Genomic DNA, 20,150 nt, shown 5'->3' with positions numbered 1-20,150 from the left:
TGTCGAATTGTGTCGTAACTAAGGGATTTAAGGTTTAGGGTTTCAGAAGCCTGCAGCAGGGTAAGCAAGAGATATGAGTCTGTGGTCACTGTCCTTATTATCCAACAACAAGCGATGTTTCGCAGCGCCCGGGGGGACAAAAAATGAGTAAATTTATAATTAGAGGCGGTCGGCGGCTGTCGGGAACAGTGCGCGTGAGCGGAGCCAAAAATGCAGTATTGCCTATTCTGGCGGCCTCGCTGCTGGCCGAGGAGGGCCGGAGCGTCATTCATGAGGTGCCGTTGCTCGACGATGTCGTGACCATTCGCGAGGTACTGATCTCGCTGGGGGCGAGCATGGAATTTGAACAAGAACGGATGGTCGTCGACGCGTCCGACCTGCGTTCGCACGAAGCGCCGTACGAACTGGTGCGCAAGATGCGTGCATCCTTCCTGGTCATGGGTCCGCTGCTGGCACGGGCGGGCTGCGCCCGCATCAGCCTGCCTGGCGGCTGCGCGATCGGGACGAGGCCGATCGATCAGCATCTCAAGGGCTTCGAAGCGATGGGTGCGCAGATCAATCTTGGGCAGGGATACATAGAGGCCAAGATCGACGGGCGCCTGAAGGGCGCCAAAATCTATCTGGACGTAGCCAGCGTAGGGGCGACGGAGAACATTATCATGGCGGCTGCGCTGGCAGACGGCACGACAATTCTGGAAAATGCCGCTAAAGAGCCGGAAATCGTCGACTTGGCCAATTATATTAACGCGATGGGCGGCAAGGTGCGCGGCGCCGGTACCGGCGTTATTCGAATCGAGGGCGTGGAGCGGATGCGCGGCACTGAGCATACAGTCATCCCCGATCGGATCGAGGCCGGCACGTATATCGTCGCGGCGGCCATTACGGGCGGGCACGTCTACGTCGAGGGAGCGATTGCCGATCACTTGGCGCCGGTCATCTCCAAGCTTCAGGAGATGGGCGTGGACATCGCTGAGGACGAGAACGGCGTGCAGGTCCGCGCCGCTTCCCCGCTGCGGGCGGTGGATGTCAAGACGCTGCCGTATCCCGGTTTTCCGACTGATATGCAAGCACAACTGATGGCCCTCCTTTTGACGTCCGAGGGCACTAGCGTGGTCACGGAGACGGTTTTTGAGAACCGCTTCATGCATGTCGAGGAGTTCAAAAAGCTGCGCGCGCACATCAAAGTAGAGGACCGCTGCGCGATCGTCAACGGGGGCGCCGGGCTGGTGGGCGCCAAAGTATGCGCCACCGATCTGCGCGCCGGTGCGGCGCTCATCTGTGCCGCGCTCAAGGCTGAAGGGATATCCGAGGTCACGGGCGTCCAGCACATCGATCGCGGGTATGTGAACCTGACCGAAAAACTGGCGGCGCTCGGCGCGGACATCTCCCGCGTCGACGAGACGGCCGAGCGTGAAGCTCAGGAAGCCGCAGCCGAGGTGCTGGAGGAGGTCGCCGCGCAAGCAGAGCAGCTCGTGCCGGTAGCCGCGGCGCATGCCCAACCCTCGGAGGAGAAGTCGGGCTATACGCGGGAGAAAGAACAGATTCCCGTGCTCAACAAGGTCCAGCCGACCTGGGCGTAAGCTTTGCGAACGAATGGTATGGCTTGCTGTACACAAAAAGCACGGCCCCTCCCCCGGGCCGTGCTTTTTGTGTACTCAGGGGCGTCATCGCTGCGGAGAAGAGTCCCTGGACGTACCCTGATTCTCGTTCGTTCTATCCTAGTAGACCGGCTCATAGACTATAGCAGCCGGAACGAAAGGAGCTTGGAATGAAATTGCTAGGTTATCAGCGCTTGTATTGGTGGATGGCCTTTTGCGCAGGGATGGCGGCCGTCCTGGTGCTGGCGTTCGGGCTGCGAGATTCGGAATCCGCCGTGCCGCTGCCAGACGCAATTGTTCAATTGCCAGATGCGGCGTCCGGGCCAGGGTCACCTGCGGCGGGATCGACGTCTACGCCGAACGCGGGCTTGGCGGAGGAGTCGAGAGAAGCTGCCGCCAGCGCGCTGAGCAGCGATGTGGTGGAGGCGCGCAGTCTGCTGGGGGGCTTGCGGATCAGCGTGTATTTGAGCGAGACGGCGCAGATCGAGCGCCTGCCTTTAGAACTGTACGTACGCGGCGTATTGGCCGGGGAGATGCCCGCCGAGTTCGAGCTGGAGGCGCTCAAGGCGCAGGCCATCGCCGCGCGCACCTATGCAATTCGCTATCTGCGTGCCCACGGCGCGGGAGCGGAGGCCGGGGGCAGCGATATTACGGACACGGTTCAGCATCAGGTGTACGTGCCGCTCGCCGAGCTGGCGGATGCCTGGCCGGCGGACAAGTCCGCCGCTTATCTGCGCAAGCTCAGTCAGGCCGTTCGCGAGACGCGCGGCATCATCGCGACGTATGAGGGGGAGCCAATCGAGGCGTCTTTTTTCTCGACCAGCGCGGGCCGCACGGAGAATGCCGAGGATTACTGGAGCGCGGCGATCCCGTATTTGCGCAGCGTCGCGAGTCCGTGGGACGCGGCGATCGCTCCGCGCGCGGACGCCGAGCTGGAGCTGTCCGCCGGCGAGCTGGCCGACAAGCTGGGGATCCGTAAAAAAGACCTCGCCAAATTGCGTATCGCAGCGCATACTGCCGGCGGCGCAGTCGCACGCGTGGAGGCGGGCGACCACACCTGGAGCGGCCGCGAGATTCGCGAGCTGCTCGGTCTGGACAGCAGTCACTTCACGTGGCGCAGCAGCGGTCAGCGCTGGAGCATCGTTACGCGCGGCTACGGGCACGGCGTCGGCATGAGTCAGTGGGGCGCCAACGGCATGGCGCGCGAGGGCTACATGGCCGAGCAGATCCTCGCCCACTACTATACCGGAATCCGGCTCGAGACGCTGGATACGCCTAGTGCAACTAACGAAACGGCCCATTAAAAGAATCTGTAAAAATAGCAATCACCTCAGGTATAAAAGAGATTGATGTGGCAACAATGGCTACTGAGGTGATGGAAAATGAATGACCAAAACAAACCGAATGCCAAGCGTGAAGAGGCTCCCCAAACGAACCCGGGAGGTCGCGCTGCCGCACACTCCTCTTCATGGAAGAAGCTGCTGTCGAAAAAATGGGTCACACCGGCAGCATTTATGGCCGCGGCAGCTATTATCGTAACGATCATGTGGGTCTATCAGGGATCGCAACCGCAGCAAGAGACCGCAACCGAGACAAGCGAAACCGAAGAGACCCGGGGCGAGACCGACGTTGCGGTAAACGAGCAGGACCAGGACTTGCCCGTAACGGCCATTGCTGGCGAGAACGCCTTCCAATGGCCGGTGCTGAACAAGGCGGATGTCGAGGTGATCGTGCCGTTCTATGAAGCCGGGGCCACCGGAGAGGAGCGTCAAGCCGCGATGATTCAATCCGGCAACACGTTCAAGCCGCATATGGGCATGGACCTCGCGAAGGCGGATAATACGACATTCGACGTGCTCTCCGTGCTGGGCGGCAAGGTCAGCCATGTCGAGCAGCATCCGCTGAACGGCTACGTGGTCGAGATCGCTCACGCCGACGGCCTGGTGACGGTATACCAAAGTCTGACGGACGTCACGGTCAAGACCGGAGACGAGGTGGCGCAGGGCACGGTGATCGCCAAGGCCGGTCGCAGCGAGCTGGAGAAGGATCTCGGCGTTCATCTGCATCTGGAGGTGCGCCAGGATGGCGAGGCGGTCAATCCGGCCGCGGTGCTTCCGGAGTAAGACGGCATGTCCCGGATCGACGAAGAGCAGGCGGAGGCGCAAGTCTCCCCTGCTTTTTGCCGCGCCGAAAAAAGCGAAAAGTGCTCGTCAATCGGTTCTACGCGCGAAATATTTGTACGAAATAAGCTTGTCACGCTTGGCTACAAAGAATATCTACCCGCCCCCCTCATATAATGTACCAAACTATCTTGAGCAGGGAGGCGGGAACGTGCATGATTACATCAAAGAAAGAACGATAAAAATCGGCCGCTGCATCGTGGAAACCAAAAACACGGTTCGGACGATCGCCAAGGAATTCGGTGTTTCCAAAAGCACGGTGCACAAGGATCTGACAGAGCGGCTGCCGGAGATCAACCCCGATCTTGCGGACCAGGTCAAGCACATTCTCGATTATCACAAGTCCATCCGCCATCTGAGAGGAGGAGAAGCGACCAAGATTAAATACAAAAAAACACCGGGCAAAAAAAGGGAAGTGCTTGCTGCAGGAAAAAGCTGACGTTTTTTTCAACAAAAATAGAGGATTTTCGATCTTGGCGGCGAATGTTTTTTGAATGACGCCTTGAAGGCAGGGTTTATTAACTAGTGTGGGGGACGTACGACTTATGTTGAGCAATGATATCGGAATTGACCTCGGAACGGCCAATGTATCCATTCATGTCAAGGGACGCGGCGTTATTCTGGATGAGCCTTCCGTCGTGGCCATCGAGCAAGACACGAAGCGCGTGCTCGCCGTGGGCGAGGAAGCGCACAAGATGGTCGGAAGGACGCCGGGTAATATTGTCGCCATTCGTCCGCTCAAGGACGGCGTCATCGCCGACTTTGAAATCACCGAAATTATGCTGAAAGCGTTCATTGACCGGGTAGGCGGCCGCAAGTGGTACAGCCGTCCGAGGATTCTGATATGTGCGCCGACGAATATTACCTCCGTCGAACAAAAAGCGATTCGTGAAGCCGCAGAGCGCAGCGGAGCCAGAGAAGTCTTTTTGGAAGAAGAGCCGAAAGCGGCCGCAATCGGGGCTGGAATGGATATCTTCCAGCCCAGCGGCAATATGGTCGTGGACATCGGCGGCGGCACGACCGACGTCGCGGTGCTCTCCATGGGCGATATCGTCACGGCTTCTTCCATCAAGGTCGCGGGCGACAAATTCGATGCGGCCATTATGAAATATATCAAAAACAAGTACAAGCTGCTGATCGGGGAACGGACAAGCGAGGACATCAAGATCAGAATCGGCACCGTCTACGAGGACGGACGCCACGATTCCATCGACATCCGCGGGCGCGATATGGTGACCGGATTGCCGCAGACGATCACGATTTATTCCGCGGAAGTGCGGGAGGCCCTGTGGGATTCGGTCACTTCGATCGTATCGGCAGCCAAGTCGGTGCTCGAGCGGACGCCGCCGGAGCTCTCGGCGGATATCATTGACCGCGGCGTCATCCTGACGGGCGGCGGCGCGCTGCTGGACGGACTGGACGCGCTGCTGGCGGAGGAGCTGAAGGTCCCCGTGCTGATCGCAGAGAACCCGATGCACTGTGTCGTCAAAGGGACGGGCATCATGCTGGACAATCTGGACAAGGTCGCCAAAAAGCTGGGGTAAGAAAGAGAGGGATGCTCAGATGCTAAGAGGCTTATACACCGCCGCTGCCGGGATGGTGACCCAGCAGCGCCGGCACGATACGGTTACGAACAACGTCAGCAACCTGAATACGCCGGGCTTCAAGCAGGTCAATGCGGTCGCGCGCTCGTTTCCGGATATGCTGATCTCCATTATGGCTACCGAGAATTCCCCGCAACGGCCGATCGGCGTTGTCAATACGGGCGTCTTCGCGGAGGAGAGTCTGTCGATGCATCTGCAAGGGGATGTGAAGGAAACCGGGCGCAACTTCGATTTTGCGTTGCTATCGGATATCGAAGTGCCGGGCATGGCATTTGACGCCTCGGGCAAAGCGGTCGATGCGAACGGCGAGGTGACATTTCAGCCGCAGGCCTTCTTCACGCTTCAGAATGACGAAGGCGAAATTCGATATACGCGCGACGGCAATTTTACGCTAGATGAAGCGGGCTCTCTCGTGACAGCGGACGGCTCGAGCGTGCTCGGAGTGGACGGGGCTCCGATTCAATTTGCGCCGGATGCGTTGCCGGACAAGCTGCGGATGACGGCGGACCAGCGCTTCATCGACGAGACGACGGGAGCGGATACCGGCGTCCAATTGTTGATTACGCGCGTGGACAACCCCAATGCGCTCGTGCGCGAGGGCAACAGCAAGTTCAGGGTAGAGGGCGAGGACGCGCTGGCGCAGCCGCTGCCGGCGGGAGAACGCGTCGAGGTGAGACAGGGCTTCCTGGAGCTCTCCAACGTCGACACGACGCAATCGATGATTGACCTGATGGCGGCGGCTCGCGCGTACGAGGCGAATCAGAAGATGGTGCAATATTATGATGCCAGCCTGGAAAAAGCGGTGAACGAGGTCGGCCGCGTCATGTAAAGGAGAGAATGTGATGAACAGCTCCATTATTAACGCTGCGGTATCGATGGGCAGCATGCAGCAAAAGCTCGATCTGCTGGCCGACAATATAGCGAACCTGAATACGGCCGGCTATAAACGCAAGGATGCCACCTTCGAGGATCTGCTTACCAGCATCAAGCAGCAGGACGAGACCTTCCGGCAGCCGGTTAGATTGACTCCGATGGGCTTCAATCAGGGGTGGGGCTCTCGCCTGACGATGGTGGAGTCGGATTTTTCGCAGGGGACGATGAAGGAGACGGGGAATGCCTACGACATCGGCATCCAGGGCAACGCGCTTTTTGAGGTGCAGACCTCCGCTGAGGGCGGACGTGCCTTCACGAGGAGCGGGGCGTTCTATCCATCGCTCAATGGCGCCGGTCAAGCAGTGCTGACGACCACGGAAGGGTATACGCTGATTGCCGAGCATCGGACGGAGGAAGCGGACGGCACGGTGACGCTGACCGAGGGCCCGATCGTCATTCCCGACAACTATGATGTGCGGATCGGCGCGGACGGCCAAGTCACCGGCGTCTCGACAGACGGGTTCACCACGGTCGATTTGGGACAGATTAAGCTCGTGCAGCCCGTACGTCCGAGTGTGCTGACGCCGGTGGCGGACAACCTCTATCTTGTAGCCGACGGCCTGGATGCGGGAGCGGCCTTGCAGGAGCTGGGGGCAGACGAGCGCGACGGCGTGACGCTGATGCAGGGCTACCTGGAGCAATCGAATGTGAATCTTTCGGGCGAGATGGCCGATCTGGTCATGGTGCAGCGGGCCTACCAGTTGAGCGCGCGAGCGCTCAGCTCGGGCGATCGCATGATGGAGCTGGCGACGAGCCTGCGCCGCTGATTGGATGGCGTGGAAGTGATAGCGGAAGGATTGAAGTGAGTATGAGCATGGAACGTCAAGATCGACAGCCTCAGGATGATCCGCCCCGCAAGGGTGTGGAATGGGTACCCGGCAATGTGGAAGGCAGACAGCCCAAGCTGCGCAAAGACAAGCTGCGCGAAGGCGCCGACGCCGCCCCTGCCGCTTCCGATGAAGAGGTGGCGCGAAGGCGTCCGCTCGGACTGCGCATCCTGTTTTGGATTTTACTTAAGAGCATCGTTCCGTTGCTGCTGTTGTTGTCGCTCGTCGGAGGCTTGTACGTCGGATATGCCGTCATCGGCGACGGGCCGAAGGGCGACGTATGGGAGTGGTCGACGTGGAAGCATATGTACGATCTGATTTTTTCGGAATCGTGATCCGATTCCTGACAAAAAGCGGCGCCCGCACCTCCCAAAGGAAGGTGCGGGCGCCGTTTCGGCATGTGCCCGCCACAGGCGGACGGAGGCAGAACTATAGGAAGAGAGCGAGAAGCAAGCCGGTCACGAGCAGATAGCCGCCGATCACGGTCACAGCGAAGGCGGCCTCGCGCGCCTTGGGCACGCGCAGCAGATCGGAGGCGGCGGACACCAAAAGCACCAGGGCCGCGAGCAGTACGACGAGCATCACGAAGAGCGACAGGCGCAAATTGATCAGCGAGCAGAGGCCTGCCAGGACGAAGCCGGCGCCGAAGACGAGCTGCATGGCGCCGATGGACGCAAAAAACGTCCCGAAGCGGAGCTTGGCCTCCCCGAGCCAGCGTCCGGCGGCGTACAGCACGCCAATCATGGCAGCGCTCGAGACGAGCCCGATCACCAGCATTCTGCCGATTATGCGCCAATAAATATCGGCCCGGTAGGCGCTGAACGCGTCAAAGATCGAACTGCTGCCGAAGCCGAAGACGAGGCTTGCCAGCTCGTTGCCGAGCAGCATCGCCCAGATTATGAAGCCGATGAGCGCGGCGGCGACACCGACGAAGCCGTAGACCGGAGCGGCCGGGCCTTCCAGCGACAGTGCCTCGCGCGGCTGCCGCAGCAGCCGGACGAGCACGCCGGGCTCGATACGCCGAAATTGCGCGGCGATGTGCCGCGCGCCTTCGGCGGCTTGGCCGCGCGTCCCGGCGCTGGCCGGATGCGATTGTGCGGCGGCAGCGACCTCGTCGGCGGCCGGACAGGCGTGTGCCTCTCCCGGCTGCAGCTGCTGTCCGCAGGCTGTGCAATAAGCCATGGGATGTTCCTCCTTCGAACCTATGTATTTTGGCATGAATCGACAATGCCTTTACCATCTTACCTGAGAGTGGATGTCGGAGTATGTCGAAACTTGGCGAGACCCTCAAGCTGAAGGACGGTTTTTTTTTGATACGGAGAAAGGTATAATGATTGAGGACCTGTATGGCAGGCTGGAAAGCGAAGTCGGGGCAAAAAAAAGCCCTGTGCGGGAAGCGCGGCTTCCGCGTAAAGGGCTCTTTTATCTCAACCTGCACGACTGCAGTCCGTACAGGGGATACTACTAGTGTGACACAGTGAAGCGCATTTTATTACATACCCCGCTAAAAAAAGAAACGCGCGGAAAGCGCGTTAAAAAGGAGATGGTTAGCTGCTATGCTGACAACCGAACAGATTCAAGCGATTATCCCGCATCGCCATCCGTTTTTGCTTGTGGATCGTATTTTGGAGCTGGATGCGGGCAAGCGTGCCGTCGGGCTGAAAAACGTAACCGTCAACGAACCTTTTTTTGCCGGCCATTTCCCGGGTTATCCGGTGATGCCAGGCGTGCTGATCGTAGAGGCGCTGGCTCAGGTCGGCTCGGTGGCCATCCTGCAGGTGGAGGCGAACCGCGGCAAAATCGGACTTTTTGCAGGCATTGACAACTTCCGCTTTCGCGGACAAGTGGTGCCCGGCGACGCGCTTCGTCTGGAGGTCGAGATTATCCGGCTGAAGGGCATCGTCGGCAAAGGGAAAGCGACCGCCAGCGTCGAGGGCAAGGTCGTGGCGGAAGGCGAAATCATGTTCGCGCTGACGAATAAGTCGGATCACGAAGCGGAAGGGGTGTAGCGCATGGGCGCAAATCAGGAAGCGGCGGTCTTGTATGAAGCGTGGCTGAACGATCCGGCGATCGACGACGCCACCAAGGCGGAGCTGCGCGCGATTGAAGGCGACGCCAAGGAGATCGAGGACCGCTTTTATCGGGAGCTGCAATTCGGAACCGGCGGCCTGCGCGGCGTCATGGGCGCCGGCACGAATCGGATGAATGCTTATACGGTCGGCAAAGCGACCCAAGGTCTGGCTGCCTGGCTGACAAGCCGGGAAACGCAGGCTTCGGTAGTGATCGCCCACGACTCGCGTCACCAATCTCCGGAATTCGCGCTCGAGGCGGCCCTCGTGCTGGCGGCCAACGGCATTGTCGTGCATCTATTCAAAGGGCTGCGCCCGACACCGCAGCTGTCCTATGCGGTGCGGGCGCTCGGCGCGAACGGCGGCATTGTCATCACGGCCAGTCACAACCCGCCTGAGTATAACGGCTACAAGGTGTACGACGGCGAGGGCTGTCAGCTCGTCCCGGACGACGCGGAGCAGGTCATCGCCTATATCGGGCAGGTCGGCGGCTTCGATCGGGTGCGCCGCATGGCGCAGGCCGAGGCCGAGGCCGCCGGACTGCTGCGCTGGCTGGACGAGTCGGCCGATACGCAATATATCGACACGGTCGTGGCGCATGCCGCCAACCGCGAATTGTTGGCACAGGGGATGGGCAATGAAGTGCGCATTATCTACACGCCGCTGCACGGCGCGGGCAACAGGCCGGTGCGGGCCGTACTCGAGCGGGCAGGCTTCGGCCAGGTCAGCGTCGTCGCGGCTCAGGAGCAGCCGGACGGCAACTTCAGCACGGTCGATTCTCCCAATCCCGAGGAGCGCGCCGCCTTCACGCTCGCCCTTGAGCTGGCACGCGAGAACGGTGCGGATCTCATCATCGGCACCGATCCGGACTGTGACCGAATGGGTGCGGTCGTCCGGGACCAGTCCGGCGAATACGTCGCCTTGTCCGGCAATCAGTCGGGGGCGCTGATGATCCACTATTTGCTCGGCCAGCTCCAGGATCGCGGGGAGCTGCCGGCGAACGGCGTCGTCGTCAAAACGATCGTGACCAGCGAGATGGGCGCCGATATCGCTCGCTCTTACGGCGCAGAGGTCGTCAATACGCTGACCGGCTTCAAGTATATCGGGGAGCGCATGACCGGGTATGCGGAGACCGGAGACAAGCATTTTCTGTTCGGCTACGAGGAAAGCTATGGTTATCTGGCCGGCACGTATGCTCGGGATAAGGATGCGGTCATCGCTTCGCTGCTGATCAGCGAGGCCGCGGCGTATTACAAGCGTCAGGGCAAGACCCTCTGCGATGTGCTCGGCGAGCTGTACGATCGCTTCGGCACGTATCAGGAGCAGCTGGAGTCCCGTACGCTCAAGGGGGTGGACGGCCTGCAAAAAATCGTCGCCATTATGGAGGACTGGCGCAGCAACCCGCCTGTCGAGGTGGAGGGCGCCAAGGTGGAGCGGATGCTGGACTACGCTCGCGGGCTGGATGGCTTGCCGCCTGAGAATGTATTGAAATTTATGCTCGAGGACGGGTCCTGGTTCTGCTTGCGGCCTTCCGGAACAGAACCCAAAATTAAAGTTTATTTCGCCGTGTGCGCAGCGTCAGCGACCGATGCTTCGGCAACGATGAACAAGCTCGTGTCGCACGTCATGGCACGAGTGGACAACCAAGCATAGGGAGTGGAACGCGTGCTGCAATCGATGCAAAATCTGAACCGCAAGGCGCGGAAGTGGCTGTGGGGACTCGTCGTCCTCGGGCTGATCGCCGCCGTGCCTTTGACGGTGCTGAGGGTCCAAATGGAGGATTCCTCCAATCAAGTGGAATTTGTGGTGAATTATCGCGATGTGCTGCGCATCGGCTCGTATTACGGGGAGCCCGAGGACTTCGTCGCCGGACAGCTCGAGCATATGCGGGAAGCCGGCGTCACGACGATGGCGGTATTCGAGAGCAATCTGGACGAGCTGAGCTGGGCCGGACGGGTGGCGCTCTACAGCTCCGCCCAGATGGCGCTGCTGCAGGGCGAGCCCGCGCCGGTGAACGCCAACTATGCCTATGTGCTCTTTCCCGATGCGCGTACGGCCGAGGCATTGACGCCGATGATCGAGACGACCTTCGCCAAGGCGGAGGTGCAGGTCGAGCCTTGGGCGTACGAAGGCCGTCCCGGCCTCCTGCTGCGGACGTCTCTGGAGGATGCGGTTGTCAAGACGATGCCGCCCGATCCGCTCGCGCTAGAGGAGATCAGAGCCGCCGGGTTCCAGATTCTGCCGCGCCTATCGGACCGCATCCGTCCGTTCGAGGAGGAGCGGGTCGACGCACTGCTCGCGCAATTCAAAGCGCTCGGCGTCGAGCGCATCCTGTTCGACGGCGCGACGGCGACGGGCTTCGCCGACGAAGCCGAGCTGGGCAGCCTTCGCATATTCGGCGAGCTGCTGAACAAGCACGGCATCGGACTGGTGGCGATCGAGAATTTGAGCAACCAGCAGAGCGGGTTCAACCAACTGGCTTATGCGACCGATTACGACGTGGTGCGGCTGCACTCGCTCTCCGACGCCGAGGCAATGCGGCTCAGCCCGGAGACGATTGCCGATCGCTTCGTCCTGGCGGCCAAGGATCGCAATATTCGCATGTTCTATATGAACAGCCAGCCATTCCGCAGTCTGGAGGAGGGGGGCATTGTCCACTCGCTGGATAACCTCTACGATGCGTTGCGCGGAGACGAAGACAATGCGGGCGCGATTGCGCGCCTTGCCGACTTTGGCTTCTCAACCGGCCAGGCGAAGTCGTTCGATTATCAACACCCGAGCTGGAGCACGCCGCTGAAGGGCGTGGCTGCGCTCGGCGCGATCGCGTTGATTGCGCTGCTCATCGGCGCATTCCTGCCGCTGCTGCTGACGCCGGCCTTCGTGCTCGGACTGATCGGGAGCGCGGGCTTGTATGTGCTGTCGTCTGCTCTGCTCGAGCAGGGGCTCGCGCTCGGCGCTTCCATCGCGGCGCCGACACTGGCGCTGATCTGGGTGCTGAACCGCATCCGGCTGCATACCGAGGGCGATCGCCGCTATGTCGGCGGCAGCTGGGACGAGTCGGATCGCAGGGCAGCTCGATCGGACAAGCTGTTCGGAGGCCAGTGGGTATTCCACGGCCTGCCGGCTGCCCGCAGGCTGACGATGGCAATCGGTCTGTACGTCGCCGCCGCAGTGCTCTCGCTCGTCGCCGTGCCGCTCATTATCGCATTGCTCAACAATGTCACGTATAGCCTGGTGCTGCAGCAATTCCGGGGCGTCAGTCTGCTTCATTTGGCGCCGATCGCGCTTGTGGCGCTGTATGTCTTCTTGTATACAGGGGCTTCGCCGCTGGACAATCTGCGCAAGCTGCTGCGGCTGCAGATTACGGTGCTGTGGGTCGTCGTGGCCGGCGTATTGGGCGTCGCGGGCATGTATTACTTGTCCCGCACAGGCAATTCGGGTCAGGCCAGCAGCGTGGAGATGCTGATCCGCACGACGCTGGAGACAACGATTGGCGTACGGCCGCGCTTCAAGGAATTTATGTTCGCGCATCCGCTGCTGCTGGCCGGTATTTTCCTGGCGCTCCGCTACCGGGCGGCCTGGGTGCTGCTCATCGTCGCGGCGATGGGGCAGCTGTCGATGGTGGATACGTTCGCCCATATTCATACGCCCGTCTATATCTCGGCCATTCGCGTCGCGCTTGGTCTGGGCATCGGCCTCATCTTCGGACTGGTGCTGATCGGGGTATGGCAGCTCGCGGAAGGAGTCTGGAGGAAATGGGGCAAAACGCTCGCAAGCCGGCTGCAACGGTTGTAATATCCGGCTATTACGGCTTCGGCAACAGCGGCGACGAGGCCGTCCTGCAGGCCATCCTGCTCGCGCTTGAAGCAGAAGCCGCAGCCGCGGGTATGGCGATCGAGCCGCTCGTACTGTCGATCCGCCCGGAGCAGACGGCGCGCATGTACGGCGTGCGCGCCGCGCACCGCATGCGCCCGGCCGAGGTGCTGAGCGCGCTGCGCGGCGCGGACGGTCTGATCAGCGGCGGCGGCAGCCTGCTGCAGGATGTGACCAGCGCCAATACGATTCCGTATTACGCAGGCATCCTGAAGCTGGCGCAGTGGCTGCGCAAGCCGACCTTCATCTATGCCCAGGGCGTCGGCCCGGTGCGGCGCGCATGGATGCATCCGCTCATTCGGAGCGTCATGCGCGGCAGTACGTATATCTCCGTGCGCGATGCCGAGTCCGCGCGCTACCTGCAGCGGCTCGGCATCGCCGAGGGGCGCGTCGATGTCGTGCCGGACCCGGTGATGGGCCTGACGCCGCTCGGCGAGCTAGAGTCCGGTCAGTCGGAGCCGGAGTCCGGTATGCCGGTGCTCGGCGTCTCGGTCCGCTATTGGCGCTCGGACCGCGAGGAGCTTCGTCGCATCGCAGCTGCGCTTGGCGCCTTGGCGCGCCGCCGCAAGCTGCGGCTTCGGTTTTTGCCGTTTCATCTGCCGGATGACGCGGCGGCCTCCTCCGAGGTCATGGAACGCTTGGGCGAGCTCGGAGAGAGCGTAGCCGAGCTCGCTCAACCGCAGGATAACCCGCGGCGTATGCTGGCGGAGGTGAGCCGTTGCGATGCGCTGCTCGGCATGCGCCTGCACGCGCTGATTTATGCAGCCGGCGCGGAGGTGCCGATGCTCGGCGTATCCTACGACCCCAAGATCGATCAGTTTCTCGCTCGCTTGGACCTGGAGGCGGTCGGCACGACCGAAGCGCTGGATGCCGGGGCGTTGGCCGATGCGGCCGAAGCGATGTTGAGCGACGCAGAGGGCTGGCGGATGCGGCACCGCGATACGATCGACCATATGAAGGCGGAGGCGAGAAGGCCTGCCCGACGCGTCGTCGAACTACTGCAAGAGCAAATAAAGAGGTGAAGCCTTTGACCAGGCAATACGATGCTGAACCACATAAGGCATCTGCGCTGGCTGACGTGCCGGCGGTGTCGATTTACGGATTGCCGTTTAGCAAATTAAGTATGGAGGAAACAGTAGCGCGGCTGATCGAGGTCGTCAATCGGCGGGAGCCTGCACAGATTGTGACGGGCAACCCGATTATGGTAATGGCGGCGCTCGAGGACGAACGGTATTACCGGGCCATGGCCAGCGCCGATCTGATCGTGCCCGACGGCGCGGGCGTCGTATGGGCGGCCAATTATGTCGGAGAGCCGGTGACCGAGCGGGTCGCCGGGTTCGACTTGCTGCACCGTCTGATGACGGTCGGCGAGTCCAAGCGGTGGCGCGTGTTTTTGCTCGGCTCCTCGCAGGAGGTGGTCGACGAGGCGGCCGCACGGCTTGGCCGACAGTTCCCCCTCGTCACCCTTGTCGGCGCGCGCAACGGTTATTTCGACGCTTCCGAAGACGCACAGGTGATTGCGGAAGTTCGGGCTGCGCAGCCGGACCTGCTTTTTGTCGCGCGGGCCGCTTCGAATCAGGAGCCATGGATTGCCGAGCACAAGGCGGCGCTAGGCGTCCCCCTGGTGATGGGGGTCGGCGGCAGCTTCGACATCATTGCGGGCAAGCTCAAGCGGGCGCCGCTGCTGATGCGCAAGCTGAAGCTGGAGTGGTTTTACCGGTTGCTGAAGCAGCCCTCGCGATTGCCGCGCATGCTGGTCTTGCCGAAATTTGCGCTAAAAGTGATTCGCGAGCGAAAAATGGTGTTAAATCCTCATGGAAGCTCCAAATAAGTCCGATTCCTTTTTCGACTTGCGAAAAATCAGGATTGGATTTCGGGTTTAAGCGGAGTATAATAAGGACCGGCGTAAAAGAAAAGGGGAATTCGAAATGGCCGTTTATTTCGCTGGATTTGCAGTTGCACTCATCCTTTCGCTCGCACTGACACCGCTCGTGCGCCGCCTGGCGTTTGCAATCGGGGCGATCGACAAGCCGAACCATCGCAAGGTGCATACCCGGATTATGCCGCGCATGGGCGGACTTGCGATTTATGTCGCATTTGCGGCCGGTTTGCTTCTCGTGCTGCCATTTGCGCCCGAGGGGCTGCTGAACGATTATGATATGAACCTGATGCGGGCAATGCTGGTCGGCGGCACGTTGATTGTGCTGATCGGCGCGCTGGACGATCGCTTCGAGCTCTCGGCCAAGGTCAAGCTGGCGGGGCAGCTGGTGGCGGCAGGCATCGTCGTGCTCGGCTTCGGCGTTCGCATTAATTTGCTTAACATTCCGTTCGGCGAAACGATGCAGCCCATCGCGGATTGGATCAGTATCCCGCTTACGATCTTCTGGATTGTCGGCGTAACCAATGCGATTAATCTCATTGACGGTCTTGACGGGCTGGCATCAGGTGTATCGGGCATCGCGATCGGCACGATTGCGATTATGGCCGCGCTCATGGGCTTTGAGCCGATTATTTTGATGAGTGTGCTGCTGCTTGGCGGAATTCTCGGCTTTCTCGTGTTTAATTTCCACCCGGCCAAAATTTTCATGGGCGATTCCGGCTCCCTGTTTCTCGGCTTCAGCTTGGCCATGCTTTCCATGCTGGCCTTCAAGCAGGTGACGATCGTTTCCTTCATTACACCACTCTTGATTATCGGCGTGCCGCTTTCCGACACTTTTTTTGCCATCGTTCGCCGCATGGTCAACAAAAAGCCGATTTTTGCGCCGGACAAAGGCCACTTGCACCATTGCCTGCGCGAGCTTGGCTTCAGTCATCGCAAGACGGTGCTGATCATCTACGGCATCGCCGGATTTTTTGGCGCCTGCGCCATCGTGCAAGCTGTGTTCGTGCAATCGGCAGCCGCCAATTGGGTCGCGTTTGCCGTGGTCTGCGTGCTCGTGTTCGGCCTTCAGATCGGCGCCGAGCTAATCGGGCTGGTGGACAAGACGAGACGACCGGTGATCAATTTCCTGCGGCGCGCAATCAATGGATGGAACGCGCAGTCGTCTCGAACAAAGTAACGCAATTTCGTCCACCTTGGCACTTTTTCACCATACATCTAGACGAAAACCTTTTAGACGAAACGTTAGTGTCCTGCAACCAGGGCGTCTCGTTTCGTTTTTTTCCTTTTTTCCTGGTCCCAATTATTCCCTGAGGTCTAAACAATTGGGGAAGGGCCGCCGATAGTATACGTAGAGCTATAATCGCGTCGTGAGCGACGAAGGAGGAATTTCAATTGGCAAGACGAGTAAAGCAGACATTCAGCCTGTTGATGGCGGCTGTCTTGATGGTGACAATGGCGCCTTGGCTGCAGGGGCAAGCGCAAGCAGCGCCGGGCGACCCGTCGGCGTACGTGCAGTTCGACGATTTCAGCACGGATGTGAACTTTCCGACGCCAGTCAATACCTCTGTCATTAATTTGAAGGGGTCGTTTACGGCAGTCAGCTCCGACTCCTTGAGCTTCAAGGTGGAACGCCTGGAGAATGGCGCGGTCGTGGAATCCTCGACTGGCTCCTCCACGCCCCAAATTTCCGGGAGCAATTTTATTTTTGCAGGCATTTCCCTTTTTAATGGGTTGAACCGCGTCTCGGTTATCGCGCGTAACGATAGCGGCAATACGATTGAAGCGCCAGTGTATGTGTACTTTGGCAACGCGCCGTACATTTCAGAGGTGACGCTGGCCGACGGCCGTCCGCTGTCGGACCAGACGCCGGTGCTGGTCAACATCGAGAATCCGTCGATCATTATCAAAGCGACCAACACGACGACCGTGACTGTGAACGGGGTGACGAGCTACAACGGCGGAGCCGGGACGTTCGTGCTGTCGGATCTTAATCTCGATAGCGGGCTGAACAATCTCGCGATTGTCGCCTCCAATGAAGACCGCACCTATGGCCTGGATCGCAAGCTGGTCTATTTCAACGGCGATCCGACGGCCTATAATGTCACGCTCGGCACGACCCTGCTGGACGGCAATCCGACGATTGCCCCAGTGACGGACGCCTCTTCGACCATTTCGGGCAGCCTTGTCTTCCTCAAGCCCGATACGACGACTGCCGCCCCGGCCATTACGGTCGAGATCAAGGATACGCTTGGCGCTTCTGTTGTCGCGCCGACGGCGGCGCCGATCACCGATACCAGCACGAGCTCGGAATGGGTGACTTTTGATTTTGAGACCGCGGCGGGCACGACGGTGCCGAGCAATGGCAATTATGTGCTGGTCGTCACCAGTACGGCCTACAATGGCAGCACCGCCAATTACGCCGTCCCGTTCTCGGTGCGAGATGCGAACTCGCCGTATATTACCGGGACAAGGCAGCTTTACAGCGTGACAGATCCGGCGTCTGTCGGTGGAGAAGTGACGTATGGCTCCGTGACGCAGTTCTCGGACAATACGACGATTTACGAGCTGCCGCTCTACCTAATGGTGGAGACGGAGAACGCGGATCTGGCCGACGATACCGTGACGCTGACGGCTTCCAACGGCGGCCTGACGAAGGCCGATTTTACGGGCAACAGCGGCGCTTACCGCGTGTTCAAAATCACCGCCCTGCCCGAAGGCGAGTCTCGGCTTGACTTTACAGTTACCGAGGGGGGCGGCACAGGCAACACGCACACCGTCTCGCGGACGGTGCAATTTATACCGATTCCAAATATTCAGCCGATGAACGTATACAATGGGCAACAATTCAACGTCGCGGGAGACTTGACGGCGTTCAACCTCAAGCTGAACAACTTCAGCGCCGCCGAGGCAGCCAATGTACGCGTCACGATGAACGGGGTCACCAAGACGGTCGGAAACGCGACGCCGACCGGCGGCGTCTACACCATTCCATTCGGAACTGACCTGAAGCTGGTGCCCGGCACCAACGAAATTGTCTTCAGCGGCACCGCCAACGGCGTACCGGTCACGACCAAGGTGGTCGTCTACCTGTTCTCGGCCGATGAACCGTTCGTCAGCGGCGTCGTGCCGGTGCCGTATATCGTCAATCCTGCAGAATGGACGAGCACCGATCCGCAGGGCAAATACGTGTTGACGGGCACGGACGAGTATACGACCCACGAGAGCCGCGTCGACATCTTGTTCAAGGTCAAAAATCTGGACGACCTGATCATTCGCGTAGACGGGGTGCAGTATGCCCATGCGGCGGTTGATTCTGGCGACAACTCGCTGGATGTCGACAACGCCAACGTCGACCAACTGATTGTCGAAACGTCCAATACGAGCAATCGCGAATACGGGCTGCGGCTCCACGGGCTGCAGCTGCCACAGTCGGGCACGATCAGCATTACGATTGTGACGGCCAATCAGGCGGTCAATGCCAGCCAGACGATCACGATTATTCGCGAGCTTTCGCCTTACATCGTGCTCTCGCCGCTGCTTCCGAATGAATCGGTCGTCAACCAGAATTTCTTGAACGTCGTCATTCAGGCAGAAGGCGCCGACAGTGTGCTGCTCGGCAAGGAGACGATGGTCAAGGGCAGCAACGACATTTTCCGATTGGAATATAACGGGCTGCGTCGCGGCAAAAACAAGATCGGCTTTACCGTCCTGCGCGGCACGGAAGAGCTCGAAGGCGAATTCGAGGTGACCTACGCCGAGTCTCCGACTGTCGGGGCGCAGTACAAGACGGCCATCAGCCGTTCGGGAAAAATCTCGGCCTTTGACAAATCGATCGAAATTGCATTGCCCCGCAACACGTATTTGACGCCGGCCTCGATGACACAGGCGGAAGAAGTCGGACTCGTGGCGGATCAGCAGGTCCTGGTCGGCATCGCGGATACGTACGACGGGCGCACGATCAAGCGCGAGAACATTGACGGGACTATCAATATTGTCTCTTCGGCACCAGGCTTCCTGTACCCGAGGTCGCATTTCGGGTTCGCTTCCGATCTGTTCTGGGTCGATTCCGGATCCGTTGACGATGCAGACGATTATACGTTCAACCCGGCCGCCCACCCGTATCAGAGCGGCAATCAATTTTATGCGCGCAATGAGCAGGAGTGGCTGAAGCCGACGCAGCGCGGAGAGATTACGCTGACATACGACGGCAATCTCACCAATGTTGCGGCCAACAATCTGGGCATCTGGCGCTACAACAACTTTACGCGCGGTTGGGAGAATATCGGCGGAATCGTCAATACGCGCCGCAAAACCATCACCGCTTCCTTTGACGGCTTCGGCTATTATGCCGTCATGGGGCTGCGCTACAGCTACGGCGACATTATCTCGCACGAATACGCCCGCCAGTCGCTCGAGCGAATGCTGGCGAGAGGCGTAATGCTGCCCCGGGATACAAATGATTTCGGCGTCTATGAGAACATCACGCGCGGCGAGTTCGCGCAGATTCTTGTCAAAATGACGGACATCCCGCTCGACTACCTGGGCGAGCTGACGTTCCAGGATGTGCAGGCCTTCGCTATCCCGGGCGCGCTGTGGGACTATCGCTACGTCGAGACGGCGGCGCGCAAGGGGATCGTCCGCGGCAAGGGACCGCGCGTCTTCATGCCGAACGACCCGCTGACCCGCGAGGAGGCGGCGGTAATGATCGCCAGAGCGACGAATCTGTTAAAGGGCGACGAGGATCCCGAGAAGGACCGCATCGACCTGCAAAAAGAATTTACGGATGCGAATCTGGTCACGTACTATGCAGTGAGCGCAGTATTGGCAGTTTTTGACGAAGAATTCATTCTGGGCCTGCCCAATACCTCGGCGCCGGGCACCTTCCGATTCGACCCGATGGCCAATTTGAAGCGTGCGGATACGGCCATTATCGCCGAGCGCGTCATGCGCGAGCTGAAACTGCTGTAAACCTTTCAAAATGCCCCGGCCGGTTGTGCGCCGCCGCCGGGGCACAAGTTTTTTTACCCGATTTGGCTCGCGCGGTAAGGCCGAGTTTAAAGTTTTGCAATCCAATAGACATGTAGGGTATAATGATAGAGCTGTCTGAGCAGGCCAGCGAAAATCACGGCATAGTTTTGGTAAATGTTTATGGTCGACGAATCAGGGGTAACAAAGTATACTGAT

At 59.9% G+C, this 20,150-nt stretch carries 16 protein-coding genes; 15 read left to right on the top strand and 1 reads right to left on the bottom strand.

What is annotated here, in order from left to right; genetic code table 11:
* Positions 1 to 143 precede the first annotated feature (143 nt).
* From murA to IDH44_RS11725, 8 genes are all read left to right on the top strand, one after another.
* Complete coding sequence (gene murA / locus IDH44_RS11760; RefSeq protein ID WP_190917855.1) at positions 144 to 1,580, top strand: UDP-N-acetylglucosamine 1-carboxyvinyltransferase; 1,437 nt, start codon at positions 144 to 146, stop codon at positions 1,578 to 1,580.
* A gap of 188 nt (positions 1,581 to 1,768) precedes the next feature.
* Positions 1,769 to 2,902 carry a stage II sporulation protein D gene (spoIID, locus tag IDH44_RS11755; protein ID WP_190917853.1) on the top strand — a complete coding sequence of 378 codons (1,134 nt, stop codon included), beginning with the start codon at positions 1,769 to 1,771 and terminating at the stop codon, positions 2,900 to 2,902.
* A 78-nt stretch (positions 2,903 to 2,980) separates the two neighbouring features.
* Positions 2,981 to 3,721: a M23 family metallopeptidase gene (locus tag IDH44_RS11750; RefSeq protein WP_190917851.1), complete on the top strand. Its 741-nt coding sequence runs from the start codon at positions 2,981 to 2,983 to the stop codon at positions 3,719 to 3,721.
* A gap of 208 nt (positions 3,722 to 3,929) precedes the next feature.
* The gene (gene spoIIID, locus IDH44_RS11745) at positions 3,930 to 4,217 is read left to right on the top strand and encodes a sporulation transcriptional regulator SpoIIID (protein ID WP_190917849.1); all 288 of its coding nucleotides are present in this window, start codon (positions 3,930 to 3,932) and stop codon (positions 4,215 to 4,217) included.
* A 106-nt stretch (positions 4,218 to 4,323) separates the two neighbouring features.
* Positions 4,324 to 5,322 (top strand): rod shape-determining protein MreB, encoded by a 999-nt coding sequence (gene mreB, locus IDH44_RS11740; protein ID WP_190917848.1) that lies wholly within the window; start codon positions 4,324 to 4,326, stop codon positions 5,320 to 5,322.
* Between the two features lie 19 nt (positions 5,323 to 5,341).
* A complete protein-coding gene (locus IDH44_RS11735; RefSeq protein WP_190917847.1) occupies positions 5,342 to 6,211 on the top strand; it encodes a flagellar hook-basal body protein in 870 nt (289 codons plus the stop codon).
* Positions 6,212 to 6,224: 13 nt separating this feature from the next.
* A complete protein-coding gene (locus IDH44_RS11730) occupies positions 6,225 to 7,082 on the top strand; it encodes a flagellar hook-basal body protein (RefSeq protein ID WP_190917846.1) in 858 nt (285 codons plus the stop codon).
* A gap of 41 nt (positions 7,083 to 7,123) precedes the next feature.
* Positions 7,124 to 7,477 (top strand): DNA-directed RNA polymerase subunit beta, encoded by a 354-nt coding sequence (locus tag IDH44_RS11725; RefSeq protein WP_190917845.1) that lies wholly within the window; start codon positions 7,124 to 7,126, stop codon positions 7,475 to 7,477.
* A gap of 94 nt (positions 7,478 to 7,571) precedes the next feature.
* On the opposite strand, the gene IDH44_RS11720 is transcribed toward IDH44_RS11725, so the two are convergent.
* Complete coding sequence (locus IDH44_RS11720) at positions 7,572 to 8,324, bottom strand: hypothetical protein (RefSeq protein ID WP_190917843.1); 753 nt, start codon at positions 8,322 to 8,324, stop codon at positions 7,572 to 7,574.
* 374 nt (positions 8,325 to 8,698) lie between these two features.
* Between IDH44_RS11720 and fabZ the strand changes: the two genes are divergently transcribed.
* The 7 genes from fabZ to IDH44_RS11685 all read left to right on the top strand — a co-directional run bounded on the left by fabZ (position 8,699) and on the right by IDH44_RS11685 (position 19,934).
* Positions 8,699 to 9,151 (top strand): 3-hydroxyacyl-ACP dehydratase FabZ, encoded by a 453-nt coding sequence (gene fabZ / locus IDH44_RS11715; RefSeq protein ID WP_190917841.1) that lies wholly within the window; start codon positions 8,699 to 8,701, stop codon positions 9,149 to 9,151.
* Positions 9,152 to 9,154: 3 nt separating this feature from the next.
* Positions 9,155 to 10,864, top strand: a complete 1,710-nt coding sequence (locus IDH44_RS11710) for a phospho-sugar mutase (RefSeq protein ID WP_190917839.1) — start codon at positions 9,155 to 9,157, stop codon at positions 10,862 to 10,864.
* A gap of 12 nt (positions 10,865 to 10,876) precedes the next feature.
* Positions 10,877 to 13,006 carry a DUF5693 family protein gene (locus tag IDH44_RS11705; RefSeq protein WP_397326766.1) on the top strand — a complete coding sequence of 710 codons (2,130 nt, stop codon included), beginning with the start codon at positions 10,877 to 10,879 and terminating at the stop codon, positions 13,004 to 13,006.
* Positions 12,967 to 14,106 (top strand): polysaccharide pyruvyl transferase CsaB, encoded by a 1,140-nt coding sequence (gene csaB, locus IDH44_RS11700; protein ID WP_190917837.1) that lies wholly within the window; start codon positions 12,967 to 12,969, stop codon positions 14,104 to 14,106. The genes IDH44_RS11705 and csaB overlap by 40 nt, the downstream gene beginning before the upstream one ends.
* 101 nt (positions 14,107 to 14,207) lie before the next feature.
* A complete protein-coding gene (locus tag IDH44_RS11695) occupies positions 14,208 to 14,915 on the top strand; it encodes a WecB/TagA/CpsF family glycosyltransferase (RefSeq protein ID WP_190917835.1) in 708 nt (235 codons plus the stop codon).
* Positions 14,916 to 15,012: 97 nt separating this feature from the next.
* Positions 15,013 to 16,143: a glycosyltransferase family 4 protein gene (locus tag IDH44_RS11690; protein WP_190917833.1), complete on the top strand. Its 1,131-nt coding sequence runs from the start codon at positions 15,013 to 15,015 to the stop codon at positions 16,141 to 16,143.
* A 215-nt stretch (positions 16,144 to 16,358) separates the two neighbouring features.
* Positions 16,359 to 19,934, top strand: coding sequence for an S-layer homology domain-containing protein (locus tag IDH44_RS11685; RefSeq protein WP_190917831.1), 3,576 nt, complete (start codon positions 16,359 to 16,361; stop codon positions 19,932 to 19,934).
* Positions 19,935 to 20,150: the final 216 nt, after the last annotated feature.

The organism is Paenibacillus sabuli (assembly GCF_014705605.1).
In the GTDB taxonomy this organism is placed as follows: Bacteria; Bacillota; Bacilli; order Paenibacillales; family Paenibacillaceae; genus Paenibacillus_D; species Paenibacillus_D sabuli.
Note: the sequence above shows the minus strand (reverse complement) of the source record. Positions and strands in the feature narration are given on the sequence as shown.

Coding starts and splice junctions, on each gene's coding strand:
- murA (WP_190917855.1), top strand. CDS start 144: ATGAGTAAATTTATAATTAGAGGCGGTCGGCGGCTGTCGGGAACAGTG.
- spoIID (WP_190917853.1), top strand. CDS start 1,769: ATGAAATTGCTAGGTTATCAGCGCTTGTATTGGTGGATGGCCTTTTGC.
- IDH44_RS11750 (WP_190917851.1), top strand. CDS start 2,981: ATGAATGACCAAAACAAACCGAATGCCAAGCGTGAAGAGGCTCCCCAA.
- mreB (WP_190917848.1), top strand. CDS start 4,324: ATGTTGAGCAATGATATCGGAATTGACCTCGGAACGGCCAATGTATCC.
- IDH44_RS11735 (WP_190917847.1), top strand. CDS start 5,342: ATGCTAAGAGGCTTATACACCGCCGCTGCCGGGATGGTGACCCAGCAG.
- IDH44_RS11730 (WP_190917846.1), top strand. CDS start 6,225: ATGAACAGCTCCATTATTAACGCTGCGGTATCGATGGGCAGCATGCAG.
- IDH44_RS11725 (WP_190917845.1), top strand. CDS start 7,124: ATGAGCATGGAACGTCAAGATCGACAGCCTCAGGATGATCCGCCCCGC.
- IDH44_RS11720 (WP_190917843.1), bottom strand. CDS start 8,324: ATGGCTTATTGCACAGCCTGCGGACAGCAGCTGCAGCCGGGAGAGGCA.
- fabZ (WP_190917841.1), top strand. CDS start 8,699: ATGCTGACAACCGAACAGATTCAAGCGATTATCCCGCATCGCCATCCG.
- IDH44_RS11710 (WP_190917839.1), top strand. CDS start 9,155: ATGGGCGCAAATCAGGAAGCGGCGGTCTTGTATGAAGCGTGGCTGAAC.
- csaB (WP_190917837.1), top strand. CDS start 12,967: ATGGGGCAAAACGCTCGCAAGCCGGCTGCAACGGTTGTAATATCCGGC.
- IDH44_RS11695 (WP_190917835.1), top strand. CDS start 14,208: ATGGAGGAAACAGTAGCGCGGCTGATCGAGGTCGTCAATCGGCGGGAG.
- IDH44_RS11690 (WP_190917833.1), top strand. CDS start 15,013: ATGGCCGTTTATTTCGCTGGATTTGCAGTTGCACTCATCCTTTCGCTC.